Genomic DNA, 25392 nt, shown 5'->3' with positions numbered 1-25392 from the left:
ACCTGTATTCTAACTCATCACTTTATCCAATGTCATAGGCAGGTCGCGGATACGCTTGCCGGTGGCATGGTAGATGGCGTTGCCAATGGCAGCGGCAACCCCTACCATACCAATTTCTCCTAATCCCTTCACCCCTATCGGACTTACCACCGTATCTTCTTCTTCCACAAATATAACGTCTATGTCCTGTATATCCGCATTGACTGCCAAATGGTACTCTGCCAGATTATGGTTCATAAATCGGCCAAAGTTGTGGTCCATAAAGGTATCTTCTTCCAGTGCCATAGAAATACCCCAGACTACCCCGCCCAGAATCTGGCTGTGGGCTGTTTTGGCATTCAGGATACGTCCACCAGCCACAGCACTCACTACCCGACTTACTTTGACAGTTCCCAGATCTTCGTCTACTTTTACTTCCACAAATACCGCTGAGTGTGCATTGCGGGCGTACTTATTCTGCTTGAGCATATTAGGCAATGCTGTAGTATCTTTTTTTATAGCACTAATCTCCCGCTGCCACATCACATTGGTAATAGGCACTGAAAGAGAAGGATTATCTTTCCTCCTAATATGACCGTCGGCAAAGACCACATCTTTCATTTTAGCATCTTTGAAGGGAGAGCCTTCCATCTTAGCGGCTTCTTTCAACAACTTCTTGGCGATCTTGTCACACACATACTTCACCGCGGTACCTACTGAGGCAGCAGTGGTGGAACCTCCCTCAATAAAAGCGGCGGGCATAGAAGAATCACCCAGCTTGAATTCCACCTTATCCAGCGGTAGCCCTAGTGTCTCCGCGGCAATCTGCGTCATGATGGTATAGGTTCCCGTACCAATATCGGCGGTAGCACTGCTAACAGTCAGTTTGCCATCGGCAGTAAAAATAGCATCAGCCCTAGCAGGCATCTGCATAGCATCCCACATCCCGGTAGCCATACCCCAGCCGATCAGGTTATGGCCTTGCTGCATAGAACGGGGTTCCGGATTACGTTTGGCCCAGCCAAAACGCTCGGCACCTTCCTCATAACACTGACGCAGGGCTTTGCTGGAAAAAGGCTTGCCCTGGCTCATGTCTTCATCGGTATAGTTTTTCAGGCGCAGCTGCATGGGGTCCATCTTCAGTTGATAGGCCAGTTCGTCCATCGCACTTTCCAGCGCGTATACGCCGGTAACCCCACCGGGAGCCCGCATATCCAAAGGAGTATACATATCAAGCCTTACCAGCCGGTATATTTCTTCTACATGATCACACTTATACAGCTTACCCGACCAGTTGACTACATTTTCCATGTATTTCTCAAACTGTGAAGTTTCGGCATAAGCAGCATGACTTATAGCATTAAGCGTTCCGTCAGGGGCAGCTCCTAAACGAAGCTTTTGCAGCGTCACCGGTCTGTGACCGAAGGAAAACATTTGTGGGCGTGTAAGTTCTACCTTTACCGAGCGTTTGAGTTGCAGAGCAGCCAGCACCGCCATAAAAAGCTGGTATTGTGGACGTAATGCTGAGCCAAAAGCTCCCCCAACAAAAGGTGAAAGCACTCTTACCTTCTTTTTGGAAAGCCCAAAGGCCCAGGTCACATAATGTCGGCTGTTGATCGCTCCCTGGGTTTTGTCGTAGATTGTCAGGCTGCCGTCTTTTTCATAGACTACCGTAGAGGCATGCATTTCCATAGGGTTATGATGCTCCGCCCCGTGAAAATACTCCACATCCAGCTTCACCTCGGATGTCTCATACGCTTTATCAAACTTACCTCTTGATGAAGGAGACTCATAGGCAGGCTTAATACCTTTGGCTTTGATGCTTTCATCCAGATGATCCATCAGTTTGGTATGATGCGGTTCTTCCTCATATTCTACCCTAACCAGCATAGCCGCATAGCGAGCCAGTTCCAGGGTATCAGCCACCACCAGCCCTATAGGTTGCATGCTGAACCGGATTTTATTATCGTGCAAAGGGCGGAAGGGAGAACCGGGTGGCGCATCCATGTCTTTATAGCTCAGGTCCAGCCAGGCCTGCTTAGGCGTGTTTTCGTGGGTAAACACCTGATGTACGCCTTGAAGTTTGAGCGCCTCGCTGGTATCTATGTGTATGATCTTTCCTTTGGCAATGGTGCTGGAAATCACCACGCCATGCAGTAATCCTGTGGTATTGAACTCTGCAGCGTATTTTGCTGTGCCGGTTACCTTCTTACGTCCGTCTACACGGTTCCTGGGTTTTCCGATATGATCTGTAGTCATGGGATAGTAATGTCAATTTGAAGATTGAAAATTCAAGATTGCAAATTAGAAACCTACAATTTGTAATATGCAATCTGTAATTTATAATGAGTCATCTATATGCCCGGCCTGCATCAGCGCACGCACTACTGAACGCCTGACAAGTTCAATTTTAAATTCATTATACTGATAACCTTTTGCTCCCTGCACAATGGCATCAGCCACCGGTCGGAAGTTTTCCCGGCTTGCTTTTTTTCCTTTCAGCAAAACTTCTGCTTCCTGATTGCGCCAGGGCTTATGCGCTACTCCTCCAAGGGCTATACGTGCCTCCTGTATTGTATCGCCTTCCATCTCCAATCCTGCCGCTACTGATACCAGGGCAAAGGCATAAGAGGCACGGTCACGGTTTTTCAGATAAGCGAAGTTTTCAGCAAACCCCTGGGGAGGCAGATCAATGGCAGTGATGATCTCGTCTTTTGCAAGATTAGAGTCTTGCTGCGGCTGATCGCCCGGCAGACGGTGAAAATCCGCAAAAGGAATCTCCCGCTCTCCATTTGGTCCGCTTACCTGCACCCTCGCTTCCAGGGCAGCCAGGGCCACACACATGTCGGAAGGATGAGTAGCAATACAATGTTCACTAGTCCCGAAGATAGCATGTATGCGATTAAAGCCATCAATAGCCGAACAGCCACTACCCGGCTCACGCTTGTTGCAGGGCGTAGCTTTGTCGTAAAAGTAGTAGCAGCGGGTGCGCTGGAGTAGATTACCCCCGTTGGTCGCTTTGTTGCGCAACTGTGGCGAAGCACCGGCAAGTATGGCATGGGAGAGCAATGGATAGCGCTTTTCTACCTCAGGATGATAAGCCGTATCGGCATTGCTAACGAGTGCACCGAGGCGCAACCCTCCTTCTTCGGTTTTATCTATGGTATTCAGTGCCAGGAGGGTGATGTCTACCAGATGTTGGGGATGCATGACATCTAATTTCATGAGGTCCAGCAGATTGGTACCTCCGGCAATGAACTTTGCTTCCTGCTGTTCTGCCACTTCTCCTAGCGCTTCGGAAACTTCGTGGGCTCTATGGTATGAAAATTTTCTCATGACGTCTGATTTTTTTCTACAGCTTCCTTCACTACTTTAAAAATATTGGAATAGGCACCACAACGGCAGATATTGCCACTCATCAGGTCACGTATATCATCGTCTGTCTTGGCCTTCCCTTCGTTGAGGAGTCCTACAGCAGAGCAAATCTGTCCGGGAGTACAGTAACCACACTGAAAAGCATCCTGCTCTATAAAGGCCTGCTGTACGGGATGCAGTTCATCGCCATTGGCCAGCCCTTCAATGGTAGTAATTTCCGCACCATCATGCATTACTGCCAGCGAGAGGCAGGAGTTAATGCGCTTACCATCCAGTAGGATTGTACAGGCACCGCACTGACCATGATCACAGCCTTTTTTGGTGCCGGTGAGTTGCAAATGTTGGCGCAGCAGATCCAGAAGTGTAGTCCAGGGTTCTACCATAAGTTCCCGTTCCGAACTATTGATGATTAATGTGATTTTTTCTTTTTGCAGGGGCTTTTTGGGTGCATAAGATACTGAAGTGTTTTCCATAGCCTGGGTGGTTAATGAAGAGTGCATTACAGCCCATAAAGCAGTTGTTGAGTGATAAAAAAATCGCTAAGCGGATAGCTGTATCCAAAAAATCAGCCTGGCCATTCAACTACTACACCAATCCTACCTTTGAGCTTGTATAACAAACACTCCTTTGGTTAAATAAAAGGTGAACCACCAACTTGAGATAAGGTTTATAAAAAATATATTGCGGCACCAACTTTATGACAAAAAAATAAGAGTACTGCTTATGATAGAAGAGAAAAAATAAGACTGCAAGGTTACCGCTTTATTGATTTCTCTCAATCGGTATTTTATTTTTTTGCAGCACTGTAATCCTTTGCAGTATGACTGAGAGCAGCAGACTAAACAGCACAAACGCAATAAAAAGAATGAAGCCGGGCTGAAGCGAGGTTTTATTAGTAGAGATGCTGACCAGCGCATCGGATTCCACGTTCAGAATCTCCAACTGATCTTCAAGTATACCCTGAAATCCGACATAAGCCATAAAAATAGCAATGACATAAACATCAGCCATGCTCCATTTTCCGGATTTGAAAGCAAAGAAATGGACAATTTTGTTGTGCTTCCACTTCTCTTTACCTGTCAGGTAGATCTGAGTGGCGAGTAGCTTTGTGATGGGAAAAACAATACTAAAAACAAGAATCAGCAGGCCTACCAGAATGGAATCATATTTTCCGGTTTCCAGAAGAATAAGTACCACATCTACGATACTTTTGCTTTGAAAGAAAAGAATCTGATCATTGAAAGAGATTTCTTCCCCTATCAGAAAAAAACTCACCTCTTTGAAGCGGGCATCAATTTCAATCATGGGGGTTGTCAGTCCGGCGCCCAGTACTACTAGTGCAAGCAATACTGATATGATGAAAAAAGGCTTATGTACAGCTTTCTGATGCCTCAGTATCCACCACATGAGTAAGTAAAGAAGAATGATCCCTATCACAATATAGGTGAAAAAGTAGGTTTCTTCCTTCAACTGTAGAAGAGTAGCTTCGCTCTTGCGGTTAAACGCTTCTAAATTTTCCACTTCATGTTTCTCTAAAATGGTATTGACCAACAAAGAATCATTAGCTTCGGCATAGGTACTATCTGTGTACTCCTGCACTTTTGTTCTCACCAGGTACTTGAGTGCTCTTTTGTTCTCAGGCTCCTGTATTTCATCCGTAAGAGTTTGGGAAAAGGTCGGCACCAAAGCCTCTATCTTGTCTTTGTTCACAAAAGTATTGACGGCAAATTTGGTTAGCTTACCTTTAAAAGTCGTCTGTTTCTGATTTACCAGACTATCCGCTTTGCTGACGACTGCATACAACATCTGGTCAATGGCATATTTCAGCGTATCTTCCTGAGCAGGACTGAGTTCAAAATCACTGATCCTGTTCATCGCAATATTGGTCAGATGCTCACTCCAGACATTGATGGAGAGCAAGCCATAACTTATGCTGTTGACTTCGCTGTAATCAAACTTGATTTCTGCCCTTTGGGAAGATAGGTTGTAAATCTGAAGCGTACACCAGCCGGCTGTGACGAGTAATGCTCCTGAAAAAAATATAAGGAGCGCACGTTGAAAAAATTTGTTCATACACAGAAATTAGACTCTACTACAATACACTTATCAGTCAAATTGTTTATAGAAGGTCTAACTACTGTACTTCTTAACGGCTAAAGGTTATCTATCCTGAATCAAGCGACCAAGAATCTGGAAAGAGAAGCATATTCATGTTCATTAACTACATCTGGAATAATACTTAACTCAAGTACTTTTACCTCTTCCAGATTTACGCTATAATTTTCATGTTCTTCTGTGGCGGAGTCAGGACTGAAATTGTACTGTTGCCTTACGATCTCCCGGTATAACTCCTTGTCAGGAGACCAGCGTAATACAAACTCCTGAGTTCGTTCCTTTTGCTTTTCCTCAAAAAGAAGGTCAATACTCTTTATGCTTTGCGGTTCATCAAAGATGAGGCGGATTGTCTGCCTACCTACTTCAGACGCCTTCCACATTGACTTACTATCATCGTCTAAGGCTCCTTCAATAGGATAAGCTGTATCCTCAGAAGAAATTTCCACTTGAGCCAGACGCTTCAGGTCCAGCCATTTACTATCAGCAGAATTTTCAGTATGTGGTTTTTGATCAATTATCTTTTTACGCATAGTATAATAATAGCTCAAGGTCCTTCTTGTTTAGGCTACACATACAAAAAACCAATCAAGCAGCGGGAAACTGATGCGTAATTTTATAGTTATTGTGCTTACTTTCCGATACAGAATGTAATTATATAATATAAATTACTGTATGTCAGATACTTGAATTGATATTTACAATTTTTAGTAACAAATGAGCAACGAAAAGCTTTTGCATTATTGGAATAATATACAAAGTGGTGAATTCACCGGTAATCTCCCCAAAAAAAATAAAGTTTTTTAGAGGGTCACTTTTATCACTTTCGTCACTTTTCCCCGAACTTTCCACCGAACCTTTCCCCGAACTAAAATTCTTATTTCATAAAATTATCAAACGAGAAAAGCCCGGGAGTGTAAGACCGGGCTTAACTATGTTTAACGTAACAGCAAAGTAAAACTATGCAGTGTAAAGTACGCTACTCCTGCGATAAAATGCCGCTTCAATTGCTGGACTTTATTACAGTGTAAGGAAAAGAAAAAAGCCCAAGGTAAAACTCCCCCGGGCCTTAATCAGCAATCTACTCCAACCTAATCAACTCAATCTCTTTCTACGATCTTCTATTCTTTTAATATGGAACAACACTTTATCCCAGTTCCACTCCTGCGTTACTGTAAATGAATCCCCGCCAGCTGTAGGCTTCATATATTGATTGATTCTATCCAACGGTATTACGGCCTCTTTTTTATTGCCTTCTCCCATCCTATACAAACCATCTTTTGAAACTATACCACCATTGGCAAGCTGTGGCACAGAAAATTTAAACAGGCTGCCAAATGCTCCTTTACTGCCTATAGCCCCCAGCGCCCCGGCAAGCTTAAACGCTCCGAATCCCGGTAGAATAGTAGTGACCAATGCACTAAGTATTGCCTGCTTTATTAAAGCTGCTGTGATCTCTGAAAGTGACGCTACTGCAGCACGCTTAAAACTCTCAAAAACCTTTTCCCCATTGGCTAAGCTATTGGCTAAGGTTGTGCTGAATATATCCAGCCCCCCAGCTGCATCTGTAAAAGCGTTTCCTGCCTCTCTTATTGAATCTGGAAGATCTGCCACTACTTCTCTGTACTTCTCTGCCTCTGCTATTGAATCACGCATCTGCTCAGTGAATTCATCACTGAAATACGGATTCCTGCCTATACCTAAAGCCTCGGTTGGTGTTAGTGTATAGTCTGGCAGCTTGGAAGATTGTATGTCGGTCTGTATGGCTATTTGCTCCATTACAGACAACCTTTGTTTTTCAAGGGTAAGCAATGCCTGTTTTCTCTTCTCTAGCTCCTTAGCTGCCACCTCTTCTGCTTTCTGCCTCTCTATTTGTTTTGCATTAAGCTTATCTCTCTCAATATCAATTTGAACCTGCTTACTGTATTCTTTTGATTGTTCTTCAATAAGCCTGAGTATTTCAGCCTCTTGCTCTCTTAACTTACTTCCTTCAAATGGAAGTAGCGGACCGCTTAGGTTTGTTCTTACTTGATTAAGCCTTTCTACTAAATCATCAATATTATTTAGCAGGCTTCCACCTACCTGATCACCACCGGCATTAATAGTGATTGGCTTAGATTCTAGCTGCCTGATAAGCTTTATAAAATCACTGGCAGCATAAATGCCATCAGTGAAGAAGCTAAGAAGTTTAGAACCTTCGTTACCTGCTAACTTCCCTATTTCATTTCTGAGCTCTGATACACTATTATTAAATCCATCTATGCCGGTTGAAGCTGCTTTGGCGGCCCCTGCCACCCCTTTTAGTTCTCCCAGGCTAAAAATGTAATCTTTAATGGCCTGCTCGTTCTTCTCTACTTCAGTGGTAATGCCTCTGAATGAAAATTTAACAGTATCACCGGCATCTTTGGCCCGGATTCCGAGTTCTTTCAATCGCTCGTTTTCTCCTACTACCGCATCAAGTACCGCCTCTGCTACCTGATCAAAACTTTTCCCTGTGGCCCCGGCCAAATCTAAAAGGCTTTTCAATTCCTTCTGAGAAGGCTGTAAGCCTCTATTGGTAAGGTTTACATATGATTGTGTAAGCTTAAGCGTTTCCTGATTGTTTTCTCGGGCAAATTGAGACAACCTTTGTAATTCTACAGCCGCAGCACTATCGCTCCCCAGGGTATTGGCCAATACTTTTTCAAGCTTAGAATACTCTGTTCTGGTACCAATGATTTCCTTTGTCACTTGGGCAAACTCTCCCACCAAAAACCCACCGGCTGCCAAGCCTGCCACCTTATTTATTCCCCTGGTAAAACTAGCAAATTCACCTCTCGCCCTCTTCAGTTCACTATTGAACTGCTGAGCGTTAGCAAGTAGCTGAAACTGTATATTGCTGTTATAATTAGCCATTTTCTAAGATTTGTAAACATACCGGCCCAAAAGAACCGGTATGCTATTACAGGAATTTAATTTCCGGGAACACCCCGTACCCCGGCAACCCACCGGGGGTATTTTAATTACCGCTTTCCGGATCCGGCTTACTATTGGCGTCTACCATATTCAGCGGCACGTAATGTTTATCTAGTCCAGGCTTAGGGTTCAGATCTTCATAGCCTCTTACTTCATTCTGAGTATAGACTCCCCAGGAAAGCATAGAACTGTAATACTCTCCTTTGGCCTTCATATCTCCCCTCATCAGGCTGTTTACATCAAACTTCACAAAGTAGCGCCCTCTTTCATCTTCTCTGAATAGCTTGCGGTCCAGCTCCTGCTCGTAGCGCTCAATCCAGGATCTTAAGCAATACTTTACAAACTCAATAGATTGGTGTTCAATGTTATTGAAAGTGGCCCGGTCCAGGTGCCCCACCATATGAGGAGGAACTCGGAATAGTGAGCAAATATCTACAGCTGTAAGCTTTCTAGTCTCAATGAACTGGGCATCTTCCGGTGCAATGCTCATACGGCTGTATTTCAAACCTCCATCTAAAAGCATAATGCTATGAGCATTATCTAAGCCCGTATGCCTATTTTTCAATTGCTCGCGAAGAGCTTCACGCTGCTCTTTTTTTAGGCTTTGGTCAGTTTCTAAAACCCCACTCATATTGGCACCATTGCCGTAAAAGCTTGCCCCAAATTGTTCGGCTGCCATCCCCAGGCCAATAGTTTCTTTAGCGTATGATATAGGGCTTAATCCCTGCAAGCCGTTGAGGCTCATCCCCTTGAAATGGACTATATCATAAGGCATTACCTTTTTGCCGTTGACATTGTAATAAATATCATCCCGGTCCTTATTGTATACCAAGCTACATTCCCCAGGTATCAGAAGCTTTAAGCTTCGCGGCCTAAAAGAACGGTCTCGCTGTATAAGTGCATAGCCATTACCTCTAAGCAGCGTATTAACCATACTGCTGTGCTTAAAAGTAAATGGCGTCATCAGATCGTTAGGCTCGGTATTTACAAGACTATAAACCGGATGATCAAAAGCTAATTCTTTACCTGTCTGTGTTCGCCTGTAGACGTGCACCGGCAAGCTGGCTAAAGTCTCAGCTATCAGGTTCACGCAGGCATAGACAGTAGCTAATCGCATGGATTTATCAGGTGTAACTGATATTCCTGCTTTGCTATTTACTGCCGTGAATCCTAGTTCTTGAAATAGATTAGGGTCATTGAGTTTTACACCTTCTGAACTCCTTACCTCTACATCAAAAAAACTCTTTATATTTTGGAGTAACCCCATATTGATTATTTATAAAAAAAGGGTACCGGATTAATGGCACCCTTCCGGTGAGCAAAAGAAAACATTCACATCATTAATCTTAAGAAGGGATAACCCCATCAACCACGACAAACGCGCTTTCATGGTATGCCTGTACATCTGCTCGGAATGTAAGCAGGAAACCAGTTTCATTATAGTCTGCAAAGCGCTCATTAAGCACTCTGATAGTCACATCCTGACGTAAGCCCAGGAATAGCTGAGTAAAGTCTCCAATAATCATTTTTGAAGCATTATCAGCGGTCCCTTTTGTCAAATCTACCGGCATTGCAGTAGTCTGATACATTGGTAAATTCTGAATAGCCTGAGGCTTCATTAATGGCTGCCCATCACCAGCTGTCAAGCCTGCATAAGCCCTCCATTCTCTGGGAGACATGATTGAGGCTGTAGGCTCGTTTAGATCTACATCAAATAGCTTTTGGTAAGCGTCCAGTATTTCACTGTAATCAGCAATAGCACTACCATTGGTGCCCTGGTCAATGGTCTGGATCCCTGACATACCCACTATGCCGGTAAAGCCTTTAGCATCTGCTCCGGTAAGGATTGCAGCATCAATGAAGTTAGCCGCTCCCTTGGTAAGCTCCATATCAAGCGCCTGCTCAATATTTACACTATCTGCTAAAGTTTCATTGGATACTCTTACCAATGCTGCCAAATTCTTTACACTCCAATCTACAGAAGTAAATGAAGGCTCACTGGCACTGATTAGCTCAGACTCATTTCTCCATGAGAAAGTAACCCCACTGGCAAGCTTAGCCATTTTCAGGTTATTGCTATCCAGCATTACCGTATTCATACCGGCCCGGTTCATTACCATCTGGGCACGTAGTCTATCAATCATATTGGCAGATAGTACCGCCTCAATGGTATCAGAAGTACCGTTTTCATCACCTGAGTTCAAGGCTCTTTCCTCAGCATCACTCTGAGGTCCAAACTTTGCTATTCTGGCATATTTACCAAAGCTCATTCCATCATCCGCTTTACTTGCCCGGGACCGTGAAGAAATTACATTAATACTTCTGGTTTCACCGTTAGCATTACGCTGATTGAATACATATGAGCCGTTATCGGTTCTTAGCTCAGTATTAGAAGCTTCAGCGCGCTCTAACAAATCATCCTGAGCATTTTCTATAATACCATTAATTGACTTAACCTGTGCATCCAATTCGTTCCACCGCTTTTCATCTTCAGCAGTCATATTTCTTTTTTCCTCTAAAGCCTTATCGGTAATTGCCCTCATCATTTCAACCAGAGAGGCCCGCTGCTCCTTTAATGCCTTAATGTCTTTCGCTTTCATATCAATTTAATTGTTCATATGTTAAATTCCGTTCTTTGATAATTGCAGCGTAGAACTTTAAGTAATTCTTTGGTAACCCCGTGTAGAAATTTGCATTAGCTAAAAAGGCTCCAGGCTTTCTCTCATCTAAATAAACCGCGTCTATTCCATCACTAGCCTCTATATATGCCATTCCTCCAGTTTGAGAAAACATGATGATACGCAGACTATGAAAAGACTCATTTTTTAGAATCATAGTAAACATATCAATAAAGCTTTGTCCGTTGGGTAGCTTAATGTGTGTGACCTCTTCGGCTGCACGCTGTACACTGGCCTCCACATCTGTTCCAGGACTGGCAGCAAGGCAGTAAAGGTAAATAGCCGCCTCTCTGTATGTTAGCTCTCTACGTTTAGGGTATAAGCCCAAGTCACGCAAAACATGGGCGGTTACATAGCATTTGCTATGGCCGAATAAATCAGTTACAAGATTGTGCGTGTAAAGTCTTGGTGCATTTATCATGGTATTAAAGATATTATTAAGAAAATAGATATTAGCAGGACTAAATCCCCTTTATTTACTAAGATGTTTGCGGATCATCCGCCTAAAACTATCGTAATCACTGTACTTGCAGTGTCCGAATAGTCTAGCATACTGACCATTAGCTCTGTCAAAAGCCTCTTTATTGGTTTTAGCAGTGGCCAAATAGGTGCTAAATAGGTCATAAAACCCCTCAAAAGTGGTCAAATTCTGCACGTTTTTGGGGTATTCTGGCACGTTTTCAATGTCCTTGGTACTCATAATTACTCTTATTTGTGGCTTAAAGCCGGTTTTTGATACCCCCACCCTGACAGGGGGGTCGTGGGGACTCGTTCGGAGAATAAGAAAAGTCCACTCCGATTGATAGATCGTAAGGCCTCAACTAATGAACCCGCCCCTGGCTTATCGAATTAAAAAGGGGACGAATCCCCTTTAATCATTGATGTTCATTAAGCTACAGCTTTTTCTTTTGCGTTTTGAACAGCTTTGTTTATGTCATCAATGACATATTCTAAATGCTGAATGATCTCAATGTATCTCTTTGCATCTTCTATTTCTTCAAAGAGTGGCGAGCGTAGAGCTTCCTTAAACATATTCCTTAAGTCCTCCCTTAATGTGGGTGTATTAATCGAAGAAATATCATCCAAAATTGTGGTTAATAGTTGGCACTTCTCTTGAATGTCAAAAGTGTCATTGTGGAAAGCAGCTTCCAAAATTACTGGCTGTGTGTTTTCTTTTGCATTTTTCATGATGTGAAAATTTAATTGTGAATAAAAGATTGATTTTAGATTTGATCTGATTTGGAAAGTGCAAGCGCAGCAAGGTCATCTATGAATTCCCTAAGCTCCCGATTTACCACACTGAGAGATTCAGAATTTTTAACCTCTGGATGACTTGAAATGAATTTATCTGCTTCACTCAAGTACTTATCGTATGCGAATTTGAGTCTTAAACCTTGCTTCACTCTCTCAGCAATTTTGTGCTCTTGAAACTTGGTAAGCAGCTTGGTTCCAAAAAGAACTTCGTGTTCTTCCTGGCTTAATTTGGGCACTGACTCATCGAGGTTTTCAAATGAATCTAAACCACCACCTTCAAGTTCCTCTCTGGATACGTAGCAATACCCCTCTAAATTCTCAACATTAAATTTTGCGTTTCTAAACGCTTCATCTTGATTTTCTTTTTCGTTTGCCATGATTTGAAAAGTTAAATTGTTAAAGAAATTATTATTGATTAGAATCTAATCCTTAGTTGATTCATGCTGTCCCGTCCCACTGATTTACTAAGGGACATGGGACAATGGGACACCCTAAAACGGTGCCTTTTGATACGAATGTCCATTCATCTTTACCTGTCCCGTCCCACTGTTTTCCTTAGTGGATTCGTGGGACGGGACAACTCCCTTTGTCCACCTATCAATGGTTGACTTACCCTTTCCCAGTTCTTTTGCTATCTCACGAACGGACTTGTTTTGCTGGCGTAGCTCAATTGCCCTTTCCTTTAGCTCTTCTTTTTCAGCGTCACTCTCAGTTGGTTTAGCAAGATCTTCAAAAGGCACTCTTCTACCTGTATTATGAAAAAGCATATACTCATCAAATCTGAGCACATAGGATTCTGACTTGTACTCCTTAGGCAAGTAGTTACCCTTTACTATGCATAAATGCCTTAGGTCTGGATCATTCCAATCTTCTCTTAATTCAATCACTAAGCGCATTTTAGCCTCATAACCTTGGGAGCCAATTACACTATTCTTGCTAGGTTCTTTGTATTCTGAGTTCTTTCCACAATGATGTAAAAAAATTATTAGGCATTTATACTTTTTAGCCAACCTGTCAAATTTGGTTAAAAAGCTTCTAACTACATTATTTTGATTCATCTGACCAGTAAATACATCGCCAAAAGCGTCTATCACAACTGCATCATAATTATTAGCCTGAAGCTTATCTTCCAATGTATCTAGTAGTGAGAGGCCGTAATCAAATACAAACTCAATATTTTTAAGGATAGAAGCCTCTTTGCTTATTCCACGTAATTGCTTTTTGAGCAAATATGACATACTTTCTTCCCCATCTTCAGTTGAAAAATAAATCCCTTTCTTGTGTTCTGCTTTAACTTCAAAGCCTATGAAATAATCAAAATCAGCAACGAGATAAATAAGTAGCTGCCTAAGGAAAGCGCTTTTACCAGCATCAGACAGCCCGGCTACTGTTACTAGTCCTACTTTCGGGAATATTGGGTCAAAAAGTGTTGGTATGCAGTCAACATCTCTATTAGCTAGCTCTTCCCCTGAAAAGCTTACAACTTCATTTAACCCTTCTTCTTGCTCAAATCCTCCGGGAGTTTCATCAAATAAACTCATTCTTAGTTAGGGCTTTTTGAAGATAAAGAATTTATTATGTTGCGCTGCCTTACAACCTCCTTTACTAGGCTTGATATAGCATCAAAAGCAGCTTTTTCGGCAACATCCTGAGCATGGATTTCCTTTGCACCAAGGGCTATGTAATTTTTGCCTACCTTAGTGTTTTTCTCAAGCTTACTCTTAATGTAAAGTCCATTTTGTTGCAAACTGTGTTGAGCTTTAAGTGCTGTTTGCAACTCATAATTTTCAGGAAAGCCCCAAAACTCATTCCAAGCACTATTAAGCGCACGATCTTCTTGTAAAACTTTTTTGAAAAGTTCTTTTTCGTTATTTTGCATCGTTATTGAAATTATTATCCCTCTGAAATACCGGCCCCTCATGGACCGGTTTTTTTTATACGAATCGAGTATTATAAGTAGCTGCCTCAGATTCTATTTGAGCTTGTGATTTTATCTCGTTCTGAAGCATGTACTTGTGTAAATCTTCTTTCTTTACATAAATCAGCTTACCCCCAGGCTTAAAGTGTGGAAACTTTTTATCCATGGTCATTTTGTAAAAGTGGCTAAGCTTAACCCCTAAATAATTGGCCCCCTCTTCAGCTGATAGTATATCTTTCTGTTGTGACCTCAGCTTTTGAAGCTCCGACTTAATGTCGTTCAGAGTATCAAGTACATTCTTATCAGAACCCATATCATTTATGATTGTATTTTTAATGTCGTAATAATCAAATATAGAAGGCTCCGAACTATTCAAAAACTTCTAAATGGGGAATGTTTTGCTATTAAAAAATACAATCCTATCCCCAATGATTATCAAGATTTTACATCAAGACCAACCCTTTTTATCAAGTCTCTTTTTTCTTTTGAAGAAAGATTTAAGAAAGGATTTAGGGCTTTTTTTTCATAAGTATCTATGTAATAGATCCCTTGAGCGAAAAATATTTTTGCAATTACAAAATATATCTGGGTAGCAACCTGAATTTGGTATTCCTTCTGAATCAGTTCAAAAAGAATTTTTGCCTGCTTCTTTCGGTACCTTGACGTTATCTTTACTACTGGAAGTCTTTTTGTATCATATTGAGGATAAATGTTAGCTGCATGATTAATTGCCTCTTCCCCTACTATTTCAATCTCTTTTCTGAGCATATTCATAATATCTTCAATTGCAAAACCATTGGTTAAAGTGACTGATTCATTATCATCAGCATGCAATGTTATCTTTACAACATTCTTTTCTCTGATTAAAAAGTCTGTTAAATCATATAACTCATGCATTTGAGCAGGAACTGACACTTCTTCAATAGTCATAGCCTCTATTCCTAATTGCATACAAATCCTAGTTAACCTTCTTGATGGCTTTTGGCCTAATGATTTAATCAATATCCTTTCCATCTGGCTAAGTTTGGATACAGCTTCTCTAAACTTCATCCTCACCAAAATTCAAATTAGGCATCTTGTTTACCGCTTCCTCTTTTTGCTTATCCATTACCTTAGCGTAAATCTGAGTAGTCTTTAACTCCCGGTGCCCTAAAAGCTTTGATACTGTATAAATATCTACCCCCTGGCTAAGCATCAAAGTAGCAAAGCTATGCCTAGCTGAATGAAAAGTAATTTCCTTTAGGATACCGGCCCTCATAAACCATTCTTTTAGCCTCAGATTGTGCCAAGCTGAATATTTCAGGTGTTCAAACACTTTGCTATCATTTTCACCGGCAGCCCCTAATATATCCCTGGCCTGCTGAGTGATGGGTAATACTTCTTGTGCTGCTGTTTTCTTTTGCTCAAATACTATATAATGCTTCTCTCTGTCTTTCCGGATCTCGGACCAAGTCAGCTTCTCAATATCAGACCATCTTAGGCCGGTCAACGCAGAGAAAAGAAAAGCCTTTTTAAGCTCAGGTACTTTACACTCAGTATGCACCAACTTTTGAAGCTCATCCAAAGTAAGAAATTCTCTTTTAGTCTCAGGCTGCTTTATAGACTCTACTTTATCAGCTGGGTTCTCTTGTATTAACCCATCTAATTGAGACTGATTGAGAAATGCCTTGAACTTACCATAATATGCATAAGCAGAATTCTTTGATAGTTTGGCACCCCCTCTACCTATTGGAGAATTCAATAAGTAATCTCTAAATCCTTTTACCCATTCTGAAGTAACATCATTAAAAGTAAGGTTATCACTGGCATAGTTTTTCAAGTGCTTATAAGTGCTAAGCCAATTCTGATAATTGCTTTCCTTTCTTTCCTCTGTCAGTTTCAAAAAGTATGGCAACACTTCAGTTTTACCCTTGCCCCTATTGATGAAACCAAATTTATTATTTTGAAGCTCCAATATTTTCTGGCTCTTGATTGAGTTGGCCAACTGCAAGACCTCTTTATTCTGTTGCTTCTCAATAGCTGTTTTTGGCTTGCTCAGGACATACAGCTTTAAGAATTCATAGCTACGCTTACCATCGTGGTAAATGTCCAGGTATAAAGAGATGTTTCCATCCTTCATAGTTCTTTCTCGTAGCCGAACTGGCTCTTTGACTTTACGCCCTCTCATTTGTTACTTTATTTGTTGTTTTCTGTTACTGATACCAATGTAGTAACAAAAATAACATTAACAAAGGAATGAAAACGAAATAAAAACCCCTTAATTTAGCTTTAAAGAGACAAAAAGAACATAAAGGAAACTATTTAAAAACTAATTACTTTCCGATACAGAACTTACTGAAAATATTCCCCAGCAGATCATCGGTGGTAATTTCTCCGGTGATTTCGCCAAGATGTTGCAAAGCATGGCGGATGTCCTGGGCCAGAAAGTCATGGGTGATTTGATTGGCTAAGCCATTAAGCACATCTTGTAGCGACTCACGGGTTTGCAGCAGACTCTGATAGTGGCGCACATTGGTGACAATTGTGCCGCTGGTTTTGAGCTTATCCAGGTCTACAAAATCAGTAATCTTCTGCTTAAGCCCTTCCAGATTCTCTTTTTTCTCAGCGGAAATAAATACAACATCATCAATTTTTCTCACAGCTTCCAGTAGGTCCGGCTGCGCTTTGTCAATCTTGTTGCCTACTTTGATGAAAGGAATACCCTGGTTCTCCAACTGATTAATGGCCCGGTGTACATCCTGAATATTATCGTGTTCAAGATCAAAAAGATAAATGATGAGCGAAGCTTTCTGCATCTTTTCATAAGTACGCTTCACCCCAATAGCCTCCACCTTATCGGTGGTCTCGCGCAAACCTGCTGTGTCAATAAAACGAAAACTGATGCCTCCGATATTGATCTCATCTTCAATAAAGTCGCGGGTAGTGCCGGGTATTTCGGAAACGATAGCTTTTTCTTCATTCAGTAGAGCATTGAGCAAAGTAGACTTACCGGCATTGGGCTTACCGGCAATCACTGTAGGTACGCCATTTTTGATCACATTGCCTAGGTCAAAGCTGTCAATCAGCAGATTAATGACCTTTAAAATTTCGTTAATGAGGCTTTCCAACTGTTCACGGTCGGCAAACTCTACATCTTCCTCCACAAAATCCAGTTCCAGTTCAATCATAGAAGCAAAATGGACTAACTGCGCCCTGAGTTCTTTGATTTCTTCAGAAAAACCACCTCGCATCTGATTGATAGCCGCTTTGTGAGAGGCTTCTGAATCAGAGGAGATCAGGTCGGCTACCGCTTCGGCCTGGGCAAGATCAAACTGCCCGTTCATAAAAGCACGCTTGGTAAATTCACCGGCCTGAGCCAGGCGAGCACCCTGCTTCAGCAACAACTGAATGATCTTGCGAACAATGAAAGGAGAACCATGACAGGAAATTTCTACCACATTTTCTTTGGTGAAAGAATGAGGCGCTTTGAAAAGGGAAATGACTACCTCGTCCAGAATTTCTTTTCCATCTCGTATAGTACCAAAGTGAAGGGTGTGAGAAGGCTGAGCTTCCAGATCTTTGCCTTTAAAAACCTGATTGGTAATCTGAATAGCATCTTTACCGGAAAGACGGATGACAGCTATGGCTCCTATGCCTTCAGGAGTGGAAAGGGCTACAATGGTATCTTCTACGCTATACTGCATAAAAAAAGTCAGTTATCTGTTCTCTTTTGCAAAGGTAACGGATAACTGACAATCAAAAATTTTATAGCAGCGTTTATTTACCGGCTGGCTCTGCCTGATTAAATGATTCCAACATTTTCAGAAACTCATCGGCCTGACGATAACCGCTCACCGGCTGAAATTTTGAAAAATCTTCGGCAAAGAATACTACGGTAGGATAACCACTCACTCTCAGGGCTTTGGTAAACTGAGGATTGGTAAACTCCTGACCTTTGAATTCAAATGTTTTATTGGCTTCTGCGTCAAACTTAACCGCATAGAAATTTTCGTTCACATAATCCACCACCTTTTCATCGGCAAAAGTGGTTTTATCCATTTTCTTGCACCATCCACACCAGTCGGTGTATACGTCCATGATGACCTTTTTAGGATTTTCTTTAGAAAGCTCCTGTGCTTCCTCTATGGTGACCCAGTTAATTTCTTTAGTTGGTTTGTCTTTCTTAGGCGGCTCAGTAAAAGAAGAAACCAAGAATAGTAATCCTAAAGAAAGTACGCTAAGCATTAATTTATTCATAAGTGTGTTATTTTCTTTACTAGCAAACGCACTAATAATACAAAAGATTCTCTAAAATTCAGACAAAGATTAAGCCAGATGTCATAGAGATGACTTTGTTGCAACATTTCTAGGCATATTGCTGCAAAAGTTTTTCATAAGGCGCTACATTTTCTACCTCTCTTATCTTCACTTTCTGCTCTGAATGTTTGATCAGTTCAGAAGATCGCAGCATGATTTGTGGCAGATATTGACTGATTAGTGGTATGGAAGCACCATAGACTACTTCCTTTATTCCCGTATACAAAGCTGCAGCCGTACACATAGGACAGGGCTCACAGGTAGTATACAGTATCGCATCTTTTAGCTTTGTACTGGCAGACTTCTGACATGCTTCCCGGATGGCATTTACCTCGGCATGAGCCGTAGGATCTTTAGTTTGACTCACAGTATTAAACACTGCTGCCAGCACCTTATCCTCCTGTACGATGACAGCCCCAAAGGGAGTTTTTCCCTCATGAGCTTTGTCAATGGACAACTGTAAATAGTCTTCTTCCGGCATAAATTATAGTGTAGTAGTTACAATTATAACAAGCCAATAATGCTAAACTTAATTGTCAGGATTTTGGCTGGCATTCTTTTGCTCCTCTTCCACATGTTTTACCAGTTTGTCGCAGAGTTCGTTGATTTCATCAGACATATAGGTATCACCCGTAGCGGAGAGAATGGTCTGGGCAATACCGCCGATGGTGTCAATAGAAAAACGCTTCATCTCATCTACCGGCATTTGCTTCGTCCATAAGTCAATTCTGAGGGTGTTTTTTTGCAGATGATCCCAGATAGATAGGCTTATGGCATTGGCAGCGGAATCCGCTCCATCATCTTTGTCAGTAGCATCCCAAAAGATCTTCTCCGGCACATTTTCATCATCCAGATGTATGGTCAGGTTGATTTCTGACTTTTTCATAATTGCTTGGTTTACTTTACAAAATATACAGGCAAAGTTAGGCAAAGAAATGGGTATAGAGCAATTAGCCTCATGATACTTTTATCCAACTAAAAAGCTTTAGCCTAACTGTTTGCCTGCACATCTGGGGGTGTAAGCAGATAAACGACCAGCATAGAACAGTTTTTATCTGACTTATTTACGGGTACATGAGGAGTACGCCCATCAAAGAAAAGTGAATCTCCGGCTTCCATTTCTACCACATGTTCACCAATATGGTATTCCACCACACCGCTTAATACATATTTGAACTCAAAACCATCAGTAGTGACAAAGTCTCTTTTGGAACCCGGCTGCAAATCCAGAATTACTGCTTCCACGATTACACTAGAAGCATGTTTACTCAGAATATGTCGGTAGATAAACCCGATGGCACTTTCCTTTTCAGTAAAAACATAGTCCTCCTTTTTCTTATGGATGTAAGGAGCGTGACCGTTAGCTTCAATACCTTCAAAGAAAGCACTGAATTCCATATTGAGTACCTGGATGATGGAAACCAGCACTGGCAGCGATGGCACTGATCTTCCGTTTTCTATTTTGGATAAAAGACTTTTACTGATGTTGGCTTCTTTTGCAACTTCATGTAGTTTCAGGTTTTGTTGCTGCCGTATGCTTCTTACTTTCTTGCCGATGCCGGCAATGATCTGGTCATTCATTTCATTTTTTGGGTTAAAACTAAACAAATCCTCCATTTACATTTCACAGTTTACTTGCCACACTTTCTCACAAAAGCTGTGCTTAATATTTTGTTAACAAAAACATAAAACAGCCATCACGCATAATACTTTAATATAGGCATAAAAAAAGCGATTATTATAACTGCAAACATCTCGCCCATCTATTTCATATTCTTAAAAGTTTACATATATTAAACTGATGTTGTGTTTAATAGCCTAATTTTAACAATTACTTAAAGTACTGTTGAATTTAGCTCAATCCTATTTTTCTACTTTTGCACTGAATCCAATTACAAACTGACAGAAAGGAGGCAGTGCCCAAACAAACCTATTCTATAACAATTGGGATGGCTTGTACAGCCTTAAAAGCTGTGTTAGCATCCTCTCTTACCACTTAGCTTTTTGTAGTTCATATACTTTTAAAATTTAACTAAACTATCTGAATCTCATGATGAACCTTTTACAAACGCTAGTTAGTGTGAGGTACAAAGCAGGTTTTAGTTCAGGCTTGCTATTGTTATCTCTGCTACTAAGCTTTTCTGCATATGCTCAGGAAATGAGCATAAGTGGAAAGGTGACCGACCCTGATAATGGACCTATTCCCGGAGTAAACGTACTGGTGAAGGGCACTACTCAGGGAACCATTACGGACATTGAAGGAAACTACCGCCTGAATGTCTCAGAAAATGCTGAAACTTTGGTGTTCTCTTTCGTAGGTTACGAAACGCAGGAAGTTGCCATCAACGGTCGTTCTTCTGTAGATGTAAGTCTCGCCCTGGACGCCCGCGAACTGGGCGAAGTAGTAGTGACTGCTCTTGGAGTAGAGCGGGAAACCAAAGCGCTGGGCTACTCAGTACAGGAAATTCAGGGTGAGTCTATTACTCAGGCCAGAGAAACCAACCTGGTCAATTCGCTGGCTGGTAAAGTGGCTGGCGTTAACGTCACCGGATCTTCTACGACCATCGGAGGTTCTTCCCGTATCACCATCCGTGGCGAATCTTCACTGGATATCAATAAAAATCAGCCTCTGTTTATTGTGGACGGTGTGCCTATCAACAATAACATGATCGGCTCTTCCGGCTCAGGGAACCTGGAAGCGGACTATGGCAATGGCGCTGGTGAAGTTAATCCGGACGATGTTGAAAGCATAAGTGTGTTGAAAGGTCCTAACGCTGCGGCACTTTATGGCTCAAGGGCAGCTAATGGGGTAATCATTATTACCACCAAATCTGGCAAAGGAGCGAAGGGAATAGGAGTAAGTATTAACTCAACAACTTCTTTTGAAAACCCGCTTCGCCTTCCCAAATGGCAGGACCAATACGGACAAGGTAACCGTGGACAATTTGCTTTTGTAGACGGTTCCGGATCCGGTATAGCCGATGGCGTAGACGAAAGCTGGGGGCCACGTCTGGAAGGTCAGCTTATCCCACAGTTTGATTCTCCCCGCGATGTAGCTGGTTTCCGAGGTGGTGACATAGACGTTGCTCCTGAAGGAAGCACCATCACCCCTACTTCCTGGACAGCTAATCCCGACAACATCAATGACTTTTTTGAAACCGGAGTAACGCTCACCAATAATGTTGCCGTTTCCGGTGGGAATAAGGACGGTAACTTCAGATTGTCTTATACCAATCTTGACCAGACCGGTATGTTGCCCAACACAGACCTGAGAAGAAATACCATGATCTTCAGCGGAGGCTATAACCTAACAGATAAGCTGAAAGCTGATGCTATGGTAAACTATATCAGAACGAGAAGTGACAACCGCCCTTCTATCAGCTACGGTACGGAAAGCCTCATGTATCTGTGGGTATGGTATGGCAGACAAATCAATACCAATAATCTGCGCGACTATTGGCAGCCCGGCCTGGAAGGCAGACAGCAATTCAACTACAACTACAATTACCACGACAATCCTTACTTTACCATGTATGAAAATACTAATGGGCAGGCAAAGGACAGACTGCTGGGTAATGTCTCTTTAACCTATAAGTTTACCGATGAGCTAAGCCTGATGGTACGCTCGGGTACAGATTTTTACCGCGAACTACGTGACAGAAAAAGAGCTTTCAGCACCCAGCGTTTTCCTTTCGGTATGTACCGGGAAGACAATATTTTCTTTGAAGAAAGAAACACGGACTTCCTGCTGACCTACAACAAAAACTTTGATGATGTTTGGGATGTCAATGTCTCTTTTGGAGGTAACCGTATGGATCAGACCTATGAGTATAATGAGTTGGTTGCCCCTCAGCTTTCCATTCCCGGCATCTATAACTTTGGTAACTCAAGAGTAGCTTTACAGGCAGAAGAGTTTGTCAATTCCAAACGAATCAACAGCTTATATGGATTGGCTCGTTTTGGCTATCAGAATGTACTTTTCCTGGACTTAACCGCTCGTAACGACTGGTCCAGTACTTTACCCACTGACAATAATTCTTACTTCTACCCTTCTGTATCGGCCAGTGCGGTGATCAGTGATATGGTAGAACTGCCTTCAGCTATTTCTTTTGCCAAGCTGAGAGCCGGTTGGGCGCAGGTAGGTAACGATACAGATCCTTATCGCCTTACCAATGTTTATAATTACCTGGCTCCCTGGGAAACTACCCAAAGGGTAACTGAATCATCGGTTATCAGAAACCCTGAACTGAAGCCTGAGATTGTAACCTCATTTGAAGTAGGAACTGATATGCGCTTTTTTGGTGGTAGAATAGGACTGGACTTCACCTACTACAATATGAGCAGCCGTAACCAGATTCTTCAAATTGATGTAGACCGTACTTCCGGTTACAGCAGCAAGGTCATCAATGCCGGTGAAATCAAAAATAGAGGGGTTGAACTGATGTTGACAGGTACACCTATTGAACTGAATAACAGCCTGCGTTGGGATGTTTCGGTAAACTGGTCAAGAAACCGCTCCGAAGTGGTAGAGTTGGCTGATGATATTCCTTCTTACCGTATTGCAGGTAATCGGGGGGCAGAAATCCTTGCCGTTCCTGGTGAGCGTATGGGCGATATCTACGGCTCTGTTTTCCAGCGCTACAATGGCGAAATTGTGTACAACGAATCCGGCTTCCCGCTACGTACCTCTGATCTGGAAAAAGTAGGCAATTACAATCCTGACTGGATGATGGGACTCAATAACACTATCAGCTTCAAAGGCTTTAACCTGGGTGTGCTTTTAGACATTCGCCAGGGTGGAATCGTCGTGTCGCAAACTACCTGGATCGGTAGAAATGCCGGTCAACTGGAAGGTACTGTGGTAGGTAGAGAAAATGGAATGGTGGGCGAAGGAGTAATCGCTACGGCTTACGATGAAGCGGGTAACATCACTGCTGTCCGCCCCAATGATGTAGTAGTACCTGCCCGTGACTGGAACTACCAGTATTTCCGCAGAGAAAGCAATATTGAAGCCGGTTCATGGGATGCTTCTTACACCAAGCTGAGAGAAGTACGCTTCGGCTACACTTTCCCTAACGATATGTTTGGCTCGTTGCCTTTCCGTGATGTGAGCTTATCGGTAGTAGGACGTAATGTGGCACTGTGGACCCAAAATCCTCACATTGACCCGGAAAACATGTCGCTATCCGGCGGAACGCTGGTTCCCGGTGTGGAAAATATGGCTTACCCTACACCTCGTAGTATAGGTTTCAACCTGAATTTCAAACTGTAAGCGAAGTCTGTCCAACGAAAAATATTATAGCAATGAAATACATTAATACTAAAAGCATATTGGCCATCATGCTAGCGCTTTTTGTCACCAGTGCCTGCGATGATGACTTTGAAGAAATCAATACTAATCCCAACCAACCCGAAGAAGTAACTTCAGACCTTCTCCTCACCAACGTGATCATCAGATCGGTAGGTGAAATGGATGGGCAAGCCTGGGGAACAGGTAATGTGGTAGCCCAGCATGTAGCCAAAATTCAGTTTACCGGTCGTGATCGTTACGACTGGACGCCGGAAGGCTCTCCCTGGTTTGATTTTTACGATGTACTCCGTGATGTCAACAACATCATTGACAATGAGGAAACAGAAAACAGTTATGTAGCTGTATCGCTGATCATGAAATCCTGGATGTACCAGATCCTTACTGATCTTTACGGCGACATACCTTATTCTCAGGCCATTCAGGGAAAGTCAGATGCTAACTTTACTCCTGTTTTTGATGCTCAACAAGATGTTTACGCAGGAATATTGTCAGACCTGGAAAAAGCCAATACTATTCTGAATACCAATGCTACCCCAATCACCGGAGATATTTTATTTAATGGTGATTTGAGCCGCTGGCAGAAACTGGCTAATTCGCTAAGACTTCGCGTCTTGATGCGCCAATCTACTCAGGTAGATCCTTCTTCGGCCATGTCAGCCATTTTGAATGATGCCAATGCTCCTGTTTTTACTAGTAACGAAGACCATGCGGTATTAAATTATCTGAGCTCTGCTCCTAATCAGCAGCCACTTTATACCACTCGCTCTGGCTCTTTTGACGAATATCGTCTCAGTCAGTTTATGGAAAATATTCTGAAAGACCTGAACGATGATCGTCTTTATGCTTATGCACAGCCTACTACCAACTCGGGTGCCGGGCTGGTAGGTGAGTTGGATGATTATGTAGGGGTACCCAATGGGCTGGCCGACGAAAGTGCACTAATTTTTAATGGTGGTTCAAATTTCGTATCACGAGTTGGCCTGATGTATTCCTGCTTAGTCTGTGATGATATGGCTTCTCCTATAGCTCGTCAGGGGATGATCATGACTTACTCAGAACTACAATTCATTCTGGCCGAAGCTGCTGAGAAAGGCTATATAAGCGGAGAAGCAGAAACGTATTATCTAAATGGAATAGAAGCTTCGTTTGACTATTTTGTAGAAAGAACTGCCTTGATCTCACCGGAACTCAGTGAAGCAGTGATGCCTGAAGCCAGCTACTTTACACAGCCTGAAGTTACTTACACCGGAACTCAGGTAGAAAAGCTGGAAAAGATCGCTCTACAGAAATGGCTGGCCCTATTCTTTAACGGCAACGAAGCCTGGGCAGAATGGAGAAGAACCGGCTATCCGGCGATTGAACCCGGCCCGGATGCGCTGGTCAATCAGGTGCCTACACGCTTTATGTATCCCATTGAAGCCCAATCGCTGAATGGAGACAACTACGATGCAGCTATTTCTTCTCAGGGTCCCGATGTGATCACTACCAAAGTATGGTGGGACGTTCAATAATTT

25 protein-coding genes are annotated in these 25392 nt (G+C 42.4%); 3 read left to right on the top strand and 22 right to left on the bottom strand.

From position 1 onward, the window contains the following. Positions 1 to 9 precede the first annotated feature (9 nt). The 3 genes from WJR50_RS11530 to WJR50_RS11520 all read right to left on the bottom strand — a co-directional run bounded on the left by WJR50_RS11530 (position 10) and on the right by WJR50_RS11520 (position 3827). The gene (locus tag WJR50_RS11530) at positions 10 to 2238 is read right to left on the bottom strand and encodes a xanthine dehydrogenase family protein molybdopterin-binding subunit (RefSeq protein WP_341293426.1); all 2229 of its coding nucleotides are present in this window, start codon (positions 2236 to 2238) and stop codon (positions 10 to 12) included. Between the two features lie 81 nt (positions 2239 to 2319). Beyond that, positions 2320 to 3315 carry an FAD binding domain-containing protein gene (locus WJR50_RS11525; RefSeq protein WP_341293425.1) on the bottom strand — a complete coding sequence of 332 codons (996 nt, stop codon included), beginning with the start codon at positions 3313 to 3315 and terminating at the stop codon, positions 2320 to 2322. Further along, entirely contained in the window at positions 3312 to 3827 is a 516-nt protein-coding gene (locus tag WJR50_RS11520) for a (2Fe-2S)-binding protein (RefSeq protein WP_341293424.1), read from the bottom strand. The genes WJR50_RS11525 and WJR50_RS11520 overlap by 4 nt, the downstream gene beginning before the upstream one ends. A gap of 14 nt (positions 3828 to 3841) precedes the next feature. On the opposite strand from WJR50_RS11520, the gene WJR50_RS11515 reads away from it, so the two are divergent. Beyond that, a complete protein-coding gene (locus WJR50_RS11515) occupies positions 3842 to 3970 on the top strand; it encodes a hypothetical protein (RefSeq protein WP_341293423.1) in 129 nt (42 codons plus the stop codon). A gap of 146 nt (positions 3971 to 4116) precedes the next feature. Here WJR50_RS11515 and WJR50_RS11510 read toward each other — a convergent pair whose 3' ends face one another. From WJR50_RS11510 to WJR50_RS11420, 19 genes are all read right to left on the bottom strand, one after another. Continuing rightward, positions 4117 to 5427: a paraquat-inducible protein A gene (locus WJR50_RS11510; RefSeq protein WP_341293422.1), complete on the bottom strand. Its 1311-nt coding sequence runs from the start codon at positions 5425 to 5427 to the stop codon at positions 4117 to 4119. A gap of 101 nt (positions 5428 to 5528) precedes the next feature. Beyond that, the gene (locus WJR50_RS11505; protein ID WP_341293421.1) at positions 5529 to 5999 is read right to left on the bottom strand and encodes a discoidin domain-containing protein; all 471 of its coding nucleotides are present in this window, start codon (positions 5997 to 5999) and stop codon (positions 5529 to 5531) included. A 562-nt stretch (positions 6000 to 6561) separates the two neighbouring features. After that, positions 6562 to 8361 (bottom strand): lysozyme family protein, encoded by a 1800-nt coding sequence (locus WJR50_RS11500; protein WP_341293420.1) that lies wholly within the window; start codon positions 8359 to 8361, stop codon positions 6562 to 6564. Positions 8362 to 8464: 103 nt separating this feature from the next. Then, on the bottom strand, positions 8465 to 9688 hold the full coding sequence (locus tag WJR50_RS11495; protein ID WP_341293419.1) for a phage portal protein: 1224 nt from the start codon (positions 9686 to 9688) through the stop codon (positions 8465 to 8467). A gap of 79 nt (positions 9689 to 9767) precedes the next feature. Next, entirely contained in the window at positions 9768 to 11021 is a 1254-nt protein-coding gene (locus tag WJR50_RS11490; RefSeq protein WP_341293418.1) for a phage major capsid protein, read from the bottom strand. 1 nt (position 11022) lies between these two features. Beyond that, the gene (locus tag WJR50_RS11485) at positions 11023 to 11520 is read right to left on the bottom strand and encodes a hypothetical protein (protein ID WP_341293417.1); all 498 of its coding nucleotides are present in this window, start codon (positions 11518 to 11520) and stop codon (positions 11023 to 11025) included. Positions 11521 to 11571: 51 nt separating this feature from the next. Continuing rightward, positions 11572 to 11799, bottom strand: coding sequence for a hypothetical protein (locus WJR50_RS11480; RefSeq protein ID WP_341293416.1), 228 nt, complete (start codon positions 11797 to 11799; stop codon positions 11572 to 11574). A gap of 188 nt (positions 11800 to 11987) precedes the next feature. Beyond that, positions 11988 to 12287 (bottom strand): hypothetical protein, encoded by a 300-nt coding sequence (locus WJR50_RS11475; RefSeq protein WP_341293415.1) that lies wholly within the window; start codon positions 12285 to 12287, stop codon positions 11988 to 11990. Between the two features lie 35 nt (positions 12288 to 12322). Continuing rightward, on the bottom strand, positions 12323 to 12730 hold the full coding sequence (locus WJR50_RS11470; RefSeq protein ID WP_341293414.1) for a hypothetical protein: 408 nt from the start codon (positions 12728 to 12730) through the stop codon (positions 12323 to 12325). Between the two features lie 114 nt (positions 12731 to 12844). Next, positions 12845 to 13894, bottom strand: coding sequence for an AAA family ATPase (locus tag WJR50_RS11465; protein WP_341293413.1), 1050 nt, complete (start codon positions 13892 to 13894; stop codon positions 12845 to 12847). Positions 13895 to 13896: 2 nt separating this feature from the next. Beyond that, on the bottom strand, positions 13897 to 14232 hold the full coding sequence (locus tag WJR50_RS11460; RefSeq protein ID WP_341293412.1) for a hypothetical protein: 336 nt from the start codon (positions 14230 to 14232) through the stop codon (positions 13897 to 13899). Between the two features lie 55 nt (positions 14233 to 14287). Then, on the bottom strand, positions 14288 to 14584 hold the full coding sequence (locus WJR50_RS11455; RefSeq protein WP_341293411.1) for a helix-turn-helix domain-containing protein: 297 nt from the start codon (positions 14582 to 14584) through the stop codon (positions 14288 to 14290). Between the two features lie 122 nt (positions 14585 to 14706). Then, positions 14707 to 15285, bottom strand: coding sequence for a hypothetical protein (locus tag WJR50_RS11450; RefSeq protein ID WP_341293410.1), 579 nt, complete (start codon positions 15283 to 15285; stop codon positions 14707 to 14709). Positions 15286 to 15310: 25 nt separating this feature from the next. Beyond that, the gene (locus WJR50_RS11445; RefSeq protein ID WP_341293409.1) at positions 15311 to 16438 is read right to left on the bottom strand and encodes a tyrosine-type recombinase/integrase; all 1128 of its coding nucleotides are present in this window, start codon (positions 16436 to 16438) and stop codon (positions 15311 to 15313) included. A gap of 145 nt (positions 16439 to 16583) precedes the next feature. After that, positions 16584 to 17954, bottom strand: coding sequence for a tRNA uridine-5-carboxymethylaminomethyl(34) synthesis GTPase MnmE (gene mnmE, locus WJR50_RS11440; RefSeq protein WP_341293408.1), 1371 nt, complete (start codon positions 17952 to 17954; stop codon positions 16584 to 16586). Positions 17955 to 18027: 73 nt separating this feature from the next. Further along, positions 18028 to 18507: a thioredoxin family protein gene (locus tag WJR50_RS11435; protein WP_341293407.1), complete on the bottom strand. Its 480-nt coding sequence runs from the start codon at positions 18505 to 18507 to the stop codon at positions 18028 to 18030. 109 nt (positions 18508 to 18616) lie between these two features. Next, a complete protein-coding gene (locus WJR50_RS11430; protein WP_341293406.1) occupies positions 18617 to 19048 on the bottom strand; it encodes a nucleoside deaminase in 432 nt (143 codons plus the stop codon). Between the two features lie 48 nt (positions 19049 to 19096). Next, the gene (gldC, locus tag WJR50_RS11425; RefSeq protein ID WP_341293405.1) at positions 19097 to 19453 is read right to left on the bottom strand and encodes a gliding motility protein GldC; all 357 of its coding nucleotides are present in this window, start codon (positions 19451 to 19453) and stop codon (positions 19097 to 19099) included. Between the two features lie 104 nt (positions 19454 to 19557). Further along, the gene (locus tag WJR50_RS11420) at positions 19558 to 20184 is read right to left on the bottom strand and encodes a helix-turn-helix domain-containing protein (RefSeq protein WP_341293404.1); all 627 of its coding nucleotides are present in this window, start codon (positions 20182 to 20184) and stop codon (positions 19558 to 19560) included. Positions 20185 to 20617: 433 nt separating this feature from the next. Here WJR50_RS11420 and WJR50_RS11415 point away from each other — a divergent pair, with 433 nt between their 5' ends. Next, on the top strand, positions 20618 to 23839 hold the full coding sequence (locus WJR50_RS11415; protein ID WP_341293403.1) for a SusC/RagA family TonB-linked outer membrane protein: 3222 nt from the start codon (positions 20618 to 20620) through the stop codon (positions 23837 to 23839). Positions 23840 to 23871: 32 nt separating this feature from the next. Continuing rightward, complete coding sequence (locus tag WJR50_RS11410) at positions 23872 to 25389, top strand: SusD/RagB family nutrient-binding outer membrane lipoprotein (RefSeq protein WP_341293402.1); 1518 nt, start codon at positions 23872 to 23874, stop codon at positions 25387 to 25389. Positions 25390 to 25392: the final 3 nt, after the last annotated feature.

The sequence above is a fragment of the Catalinimonas locisalis genome (genome assembly GCF_038039535.1).
Classification (GTDB): domain Bacteria; phylum Bacteroidota; class Bacteroidia; order Cytophagales; family Cyclobacteriaceae; genus Catalinimonas.
Note: the sequence above shows the minus strand (reverse complement) of the source record. Positions and strands in the feature narration are given on the sequence as shown.

Coding starts and splice junctions, on each gene's coding strand:
- WJR50_RS11445 (WP_341293409.1), bottom strand. CDS start 16,438: ATGAGAGGGCGTAAAGTCAAAGAGCCAGTTCGGCTACGAGAAAGAACT.
- WJR50_RS11465 (WP_341293413.1), bottom strand. CDS start 13,894: ATGAGTTTATTTGATGAAACTCCCGGAGGATTTGAGCAAGAAGAAGGG.
- mnmE (WP_341293408.1), bottom strand. CDS start 17,954: ATGCAGTATAGCGTAGAAGATACCATTGTAGCCCTTTCCACTCCTGAA.
- WJR50_RS11530 (WP_341293426.1), bottom strand. CDS start 2,238: ATGACTACAGATCATATCGGAAAACCCAGGAACCGTGTAGACGGACGT.
- WJR50_RS11525 (WP_341293425.1), bottom strand. CDS start 3,315: ATGAGAAAATTTTCATACCATAGAGCCCACGAAGTTTCCGAAGCGCTA.
- WJR50_RS11410 (WP_341293402.1), top strand. CDS start 23,872: ATGAAATACATTAATACTAAAAGCATATTGGCCATCATGCTAGCGCTT.
- gldC (WP_341293405.1), bottom strand. CDS start 19,453: ATGAAAAAGTCAGAAATCAACCTGACCATACATCTGGATGATGAAAAT.
- WJR50_RS11420 (WP_341293404.1), bottom strand. CDS start 20,184: ATGGAGGATTTGTTTAGTTTTAACCCAAAAAATGAAATGAATGACCAG.
- WJR50_RS11475 (WP_341293415.1), bottom strand. CDS start 12,287: ATGAAAAATGCAAAAGAAAACACACAGCCAGTAATTTTGGAAGCTGCT.
- WJR50_RS11515 (WP_341293423.1), top strand. CDS start 3,842: ATGAAGAGTGCATTACAGCCCATAAAGCAGTTGTTGAGTGATAAAAAA.
- WJR50_RS11470 (WP_341293414.1), bottom strand. CDS start 12,730: ATGGCAAACGAAAAAGAAAATCAAGATGAAGCGTTTAGAAACGCAAAA.
- WJR50_RS11490 (WP_341293418.1), bottom strand. CDS start 11,021: ATGAAAGCGAAAGACATTAAGGCATTAAAGGAGCAGCGGGCCTCTCTG.
- WJR50_RS11415 (WP_341293403.1), top strand. CDS start 20,618: ATGATGAACCTTTTACAAACGCTAGTTAGTGTGAGGTACAAAGCAGGT.
- WJR50_RS11485 (WP_341293417.1), bottom strand. CDS start 11,520: ATGATAAATGCACCAAGACTTTACACGCACAATCTTGTAACTGATTTA.
- WJR50_RS11505 (WP_341293421.1), bottom strand. CDS start 5,999: ATGCGTAAAAAGATAATTGATCAAAAACCACATACTGAAAATTCTGCT.
- WJR50_RS11460 (WP_341293412.1), bottom strand. CDS start 14,232: ATGCAAAATAACGAAAAAGAACTTTTCAAAAAAGTTTTACAAGAAGAT.
- WJR50_RS11520 (WP_341293424.1), bottom strand. CDS start 3,827: ATGGAAAACACTTCAGTATCTTATGCACCCAAAAAGCCCCTGCAAAAA.
- WJR50_RS11495 (WP_341293419.1), bottom strand. CDS start 9,688: ATGGGGTTACTCCAAAATATAAAGAGTTTTTTTGATGTAGAGGTAAGG.
- WJR50_RS11450 (WP_341293410.1), bottom strand. CDS start 15,285: ATGGAAAGGATATTGATTAAATCATTAGGCCAAAAGCCATCAAGAAGG.
- WJR50_RS11510 (WP_341293422.1), bottom strand. CDS start 5,427: ATGAACAAATTTTTTCAACGTGCGCTCCTTATATTTTTTTCAGGAGCA.
- WJR50_RS11430 (WP_341293406.1), bottom strand. CDS start 19,048: ATGCCGGAAGAAGACTATTTACAGTTGTCCATTGACAAAGCTCATGAG.
- WJR50_RS11480 (WP_341293416.1), bottom strand. CDS start 11,799: ATGAGTACCAAGGACATTGAAAACGTGCCAGAATACCCCAAAAACGTG.
- WJR50_RS11435 (WP_341293407.1), bottom strand. CDS start 18,507: ATGAATAAATTAATGCTTAGCGTACTTTCTTTAGGATTACTATTCTTG.
- WJR50_RS11500 (WP_341293420.1), bottom strand. CDS start 8,361: ATGGCTAATTATAACAGCAATATACAGTTTCAGCTACTTGCTAACGCT.
- WJR50_RS11455 (WP_341293411.1), bottom strand. CDS start 14,584: ATGGGTTCTGATAAGAATGTACTTGATACTCTGAACGACATTAAGTCG.